This window comes from Phenylobacterium sp., assembly GCF_036263695.1.
In the GTDB taxonomy this organism is placed as follows: Bacteria; Pseudomonadota; Alphaproteobacteria; order Caulobacterales; family Caulobacteraceae; genus Phenylobacterium.
This window is the reverse complement of record NZ_DATAGM010000168.1, coordinates 1-4,914: the sequence shown is the minus strand read 5'-3', so window position 1 is coordinate 4,914 and position 4,914 is coordinate 1. Positions and strand designations below refer to the sequence as shown.

Sequence of the window (4,914 nt, the reverse complement as noted above, 5' to 3'; positions counted from 1 at the left end):
CCGGAGATGACCTGACCGCGCACCGGCCAGACGAACCGGCCGCGGCCGAGGCTGGCGACCTGCGAGTCGCCGGCCGGCGGCGCGCTGGGGACCAGCGCGGACGAGGACGGCTGGGCGGGCGCCGGGCGCGCAGCCGGCGGCGGCGCATACGGGGGTCGAATGGGTTGGGCGCTCGCCAGCGTGGTCTGCCGCGGCGGGTCGGCGACCGCGCGGGCGGGCGGCGGCGCCTGGCGGGACATCGGCGGGGGCGAAGCCGTAGGTGGCGGACCCTGGCGCGGCGGCGGAGCGGACATGCTCGGCGTCGCCAACCGGCTCGGTGGCGGGTTTGCGGCCATCGGCGGCGGCAGGGCCGCCGACGGGGGCACGGAGAGCGACGATGCTGACGCCGGAGCCGTGGCCGCCAGCTGGGTGCGCGGCGGCTGCGGCTCGAGCGGCGGCGGGGCCGGGCTGACGGCCGGCGTGAAGCTCGGGGCCGGGCGCGGCGGAGGCGGCGGGGCCGCCGCCGCGCGCACCGGCGGCGGGGCGGCCGGCGCAGAGCGGACCACCGTCACCGTCTGCGGTCCCTTGTCTTTGTAGCCGGCCGGCAGCTTCAGCCGCTGGCCCGGGCGCAGGCTGGCGGTGCTCTTCAGGTCGTTGGTCGAGGCGAGCGCCGCAACGCCGACGCTGAACCGCTGGGCGACGGCGCCGAGGGTGTCCCCCTCGCCCACCACATAGGCCTTGCTCTTTGTCTTGGCGCCGGGGCCCTTCAGCACCTGCCCCGGACGGATCACCCACGGCGGCTTCAGGCCGTTGAGCTTCGCCAGCTCCTCCGGCTTCATCCCGAAGCCGAGGGCGATCCGGTAGAGGGTCTCGCCGTCCTTGACCTTGTGGGTCTTGCCGGGCGCTTCCACCTCGACGTCGACGACGCGGCCCCCGGTGACGGTGCGCGTGGTCGATTCGCTCCGTGGCGCGACGGCCGCCGTGGTGTTGGCGACGCGGATCAGCCCGTTGCGGGGGCTTAGCGAGGCGCCGGGGCCGGGCTGCGGCGGCTCGATCGGCCGCGACTCCACGGGCGCGGTGGGGCGCGCCTGCGGCGGCGGCTCGTCCCCGCCTTGGGCGGGCGTGGCGGCCGCGGCGGGCGCAGACTCGGTCGGCGTCTGGACCGGGAAATTCGGCTTTGGCGCCTCGAACTGAGACGTCGTCGTGCAGGCCGCGAGCGTCGCGCCCGCCGCCATCAGAAGAGCGGTTCGGCTCATCAATTGACTCATTCGCCGCTTCCTAAGCCCCCGCCGGAATCGTCGTGCTCTCAAGGTTAACCGAGACTGAAGCCCAGCGCCCCTCACTGCCCAAAAAGCCGCACCCTGGCGGCGCCCTAGAGCTCCCGCGCCACCCCTTCGAGGAGGGGGACGAAACGGACGTCGGTGAGCTCCTCGATCTTGAAGCCGCCCGCCCCGTCGCCGGTGTAGCGGCGAAGGCTCTGGACCGGGCCCTTGCCGATCGGCGCCACCAGGATGCCGTTCGGCTTCAGCTGGGCGAGCAGCTTGGTCGGCTCCTCCGGCGCGGCGGCCGTGACCATCACCCGGTCGAAGGGCGCCTGTTCGGGCCAGCCCTCACCGCCGTCGCCGAAGCGGGTGATGACGTTGGTCAGGCCCAGCACCTTGAAGCGGGCTTCCGCCTCGCGCAGCAGCGTGCGGTAGCGCTCGACCGTGTAGACCAGCCGCGACAGCTTGGAGAGCACCGTCGTCTGGTAGCCCGAGCCGGTGCCGATCTCCAGAACACGAGCCCGCGGCTCCAGCTGCAGGGCCTGGGTCATCAGGCCGACGATGAACGGCTGGCTGATCGTCTGGCCGCAGGCGATCGGCAGCGCCGAGTCCTCCCAGGCGCGCTCCTTGAACAGATCCGGGGTGAAGATCTCCCGCGGCGTGGTCTCCACGGCGTTCAGCACCTTGGGATCGGTGACCCCCTGCGAGCGCAGGGCAAGGATCAGCCGGGCCATCCGGGTTTCGGGCGTGTCGGTCTCGTCCGCCATCTTCAGGCCCTCGGTGGAGCGCCGCCCAGCACCCCCTTCAATGCGTGTACGGTGGCCATGTGCGTCAAGTCGATATGCAGGGGGGTGACGGAGATCTTGCCGTCGTAGCTGGCCTTCAGGTCGGTGCCGTCGGCCGGGCTCGAGCGCTCCTGGCGATAGCCCATCCAGTAGTACTCGCGGCCACGCAAGTCGGTGCGCTTCTCCGCGTGGCGGACGGCCACGTCGCGGAAGCCCTGGCGGGTGACCTCGACCTCGGTGATCTCCTCGAGCGGACGGCTCGGGAAGTTGATGTTGATCACCACGTCGCTGGGCCAGCCGACCTCGATGAGCCGCCGGACAATGCCGGGCGCGAAGGCCTCGGACGGGGCGTACTGGTGCTCCCGCTGCGGCCAGGAGGTTTGCGACAACGCGATGCCCGGCACGCCCATGGCCATGGCCTCAATGGCCCCGGCGACGGTGCCGGACATGGTCACGTCCTCGGCCAGGTTGGCGCCGCGGTTGACGCCGGAGAGCACGAGGTCGGGCCTGGCGCCCTCGACCAGCTCGTTGAGCGCCAGCATCACGCAGTCGGTGGGCGTGCCGGAGACGGCGAAGCGGCGCTCGCCCACCTTGCGCACCCGCAGCGGCTCGGCCAGCGTCAGGGCGCGGGAAGCGCCGGACTGCTCCCACTCGGGCGCGCAGATCCAGACATCGTCGGTCAGGACGCGGGCTATGTTCTCCAGCGCCACCAGCCCCTCGGCGTGGATTCCGTCGTCGTTGGTGAGGAGGATGCGCACGCTCAGGCCCCGATATGCGTGAGGCCGGGCAGGTAGGGGTGCAGCGCTTGAGGGATGGCGATGCGGCCGTTCTCGTCCTGATAGTTCTCCATGATCGCCACCAAGGTGCGGCCGACGGCCAGGCCCGAGCCGTTGAGGGTGTGGACGTAGCGCGTCCCCTTCTCGCCGGACGCCTTGCAGCGGGCGTCCATGCGGCGGGCCTGGAAGTCGCCGCAGTTGGAGCAGGAGCTGATCTCCCGATGGCGGCCCTCCGACGGGATCCAGACCTCCAGGTCGTAAGTCCGGCGAGCCGAGAAGCCCATGTCGCCAGCGCACAGCAGCATGGTGCGGAACGGCAGCTGCAGCGCCTTCAGCACCGCCTCGGCGCACTCGACCATCCGCTCGTGCTCGGCCTCCGACTGGTCCGGCGTGGTGATTGAGACCAGCTCGACCTTCTGGAACTGGTGCTGGCGGATCATGCCGCGGGTGTCTCGGCCCGAAGCGCCGGCCTCCGCTCGGAAGCAGGGCGTCAGCGCCGTCAACCGCAGCGGCAGCTCCTCCTCCGGCGTGATTGCTTCGCGCACGAGGTTGGTCAGCGAGACCTCGGCGGTTGGGATCAGCCAGCGAAGCTCGGGCGCTTGGTCCAGCGCGGCAGGCGAGATCGTCCGGGCGTTCTCGAGACCTGGGATGGCCACGAACTGGTCGTCGGCGAACTTGGGCAGCTGACCGGTGCCGAACATCGCCTCGCTGCGCACCAGCAGCGGCGGCGAGACCTCCAGATAGCCGTGCTCGCGGGTCTGCAGGTCGAGCATGAACTGGCCGAGCGCCCGTTCGAGGCGCGCGAGCTGGCTCTGCAGGACCACGAACCGCGAGCCGCTCATCTTGGCGGCCTTCTCGAAGCTCATCATGCCCAGGGCTTCGCCGAGATCGACGTGGTCCTTGGGGTTGGAGATGGCGTACGGCTCGCCCCAGCGGCGGACCTCGACGTTGGCGCTCTCGTCCTCGCCGGGCGGCACGTCCGGGGCCGGGATGTTGGGCAGGGCGGACAGCAGGCCGCGCAGCGCCTCGCCGGCCTCGCGTTCGGCGGCGCCCTGCTCTTCCAGGGTCTTCTTCAAGACCTCGACGTGGGCCATCAGGCGGGTCGCCTCGGCCTCGTCCCTCTGGGCCTTGGCCTGGCCGATCTTCTTGGAGCTCTCATTGCGCTCGGCCTGGGCCTGCTGCACGGCGGTCTGGGCGGCGCGCAGCCTGGCGTCGAGAGCGAGGATCTCCTCCGTGCGGCCGGACAGCCCCTTCGCACTCCAAGCGCGCTCATAGGCGTCGGGATTTTCGCGAATGGCTCGGATGTCGTGCATGGAGAGCGCCGCCGGGGTGGGTGAGCGGGGCTCTTCCTAGAGCGCGTCGCCTCTCACGCCAAGGTCGGACGGGCCAAGTCAGACGGGAACGACGTCGGTCCCGGACTCCTCACGTTTGCGGCGCAGCTCGATCAGCCGCACGCACCAGATGGAGATCTCGTAGAGCAGCACGATGGGGATCGCGAGCATCAGCTGGCTGATCGGGTCGGGCGGGGTCAGCACCGCGGCGACCACGAACACCGCCACGATGGCGTAGCGGCGGCCGGCGGAGAGCTGTTTGGCCGTGATCAGTCCGGCCAGGCCGCACAGGGCCAGCACCACCGGCAGCTGGAAGCAGAGGCCGAAGGCGAGCAGCAGTGTGGTGACCAGGGTCAGGTAGTCCGAGACCTTGGGCAGCAGCTCGACCGCGACGTTGGCCGCGACCACCTGCTGGCTCAGCGAGAACCACAGGACGAACGGCAGGATCACGTAATAGACCAGGGCCGCGCCGAGCAGGAACAGCGCCGGAGCGGCCAGCAGGAAGGGGAAGAAGGCCTTGCGCTCGCGCTTGTAGAGGCCGGGCGCCACGAAGCCGTAGACCTGCCAGGCCAGCACAGGGAAGGTCACCACCACCGCCCCGAAGCCGGCGAGCTTCAGCTTGGTGAAGAAGAACTCCAAGGGCGCTGTGAACACCAGGCGCAGCTGTTCGGCCGGCTCGGGCAGTTGCTTAAAGCCGGTCAGCACCAGGAAGAGGTCGAAAGGATTGTGGTGGCCGCCCGCCGCCTTCTGGGCCGCCAGCAACTGGGCCGCCACCTCGAAG

General features: G+C 70.9%; 5 protein-coding genes. All 5 read right to left on the bottom strand.

Going from position 1 to position 4,914, the window contains the following annotated elements:
- Nucleotides 1-1,235, bottom strand: a 1,235-nt coding sequence (locus VHK87_RS06900) for a LysM peptidoglycan-binding domain-containing protein (RefSeq protein ID WP_329634164.1), incomplete at its 3' end; no start/stop codon positions are given.
- Between the two features lie 116 nt (nucleotides 1,236-1,351).
- A complete protein-coding gene (locus tag VHK87_RS06895) occupies nucleotides 1,352-2,008 on the bottom strand; it encodes a protein-L-isoaspartate(D-aspartate) O-methyltransferase (protein WP_329634163.1) in 657 nt (218 codons plus the stop codon).
- Nucleotides 2,009-2,010: 2 nt separating this feature from the next.
- Nucleotides 2,011-2,784: a 5'/3'-nucleotidase SurE gene (gene surE, locus VHK87_RS06890; protein WP_329634162.1), complete on the bottom strand. Its 774-nt coding sequence runs from the start codon at nucleotides 2,782-2,784 to the stop codon at nucleotides 2,011-2,013.
- Nucleotides 2,785-2,786: 2 nt separating this feature from the next.
- The gene (serS, locus tag VHK87_RS06885) at nucleotides 2,787-4,115 is read right to left on the bottom strand and encodes a serine--tRNA ligase (RefSeq protein WP_329634161.1); all 1,329 of its coding nucleotides are present in this window, start codon (nucleotides 4,113-4,115) and stop codon (nucleotides 2,787-2,789) included.
- 78 nt (nucleotides 4,116-4,193) lie between these two features.
- Nucleotides 4,194-4,914, bottom strand: a 721-nt coding sequence (tatC, locus tag VHK87_RS06880) for a twin-arginine translocase subunit TatC (protein WP_329634160.1), incomplete at its 5' end; no start/stop codon positions are given.

Bases quoted from the DNA above. Each gene is read 5' to 3' on its own strand.
- VHK87_RS06895 (WP_329634163.1), bottom strand. From the start codon at position 2,008: ATGGCGGACGAGACCGACACGCCCGAAACCCGGATGGCCCGGCTGATC.
- serS (WP_329634161.1), bottom strand. From the start codon at position 4,115: ATGCACGACATCCGAGCCATTCGCGAAAATCCCGACGCCTATGAGCGC.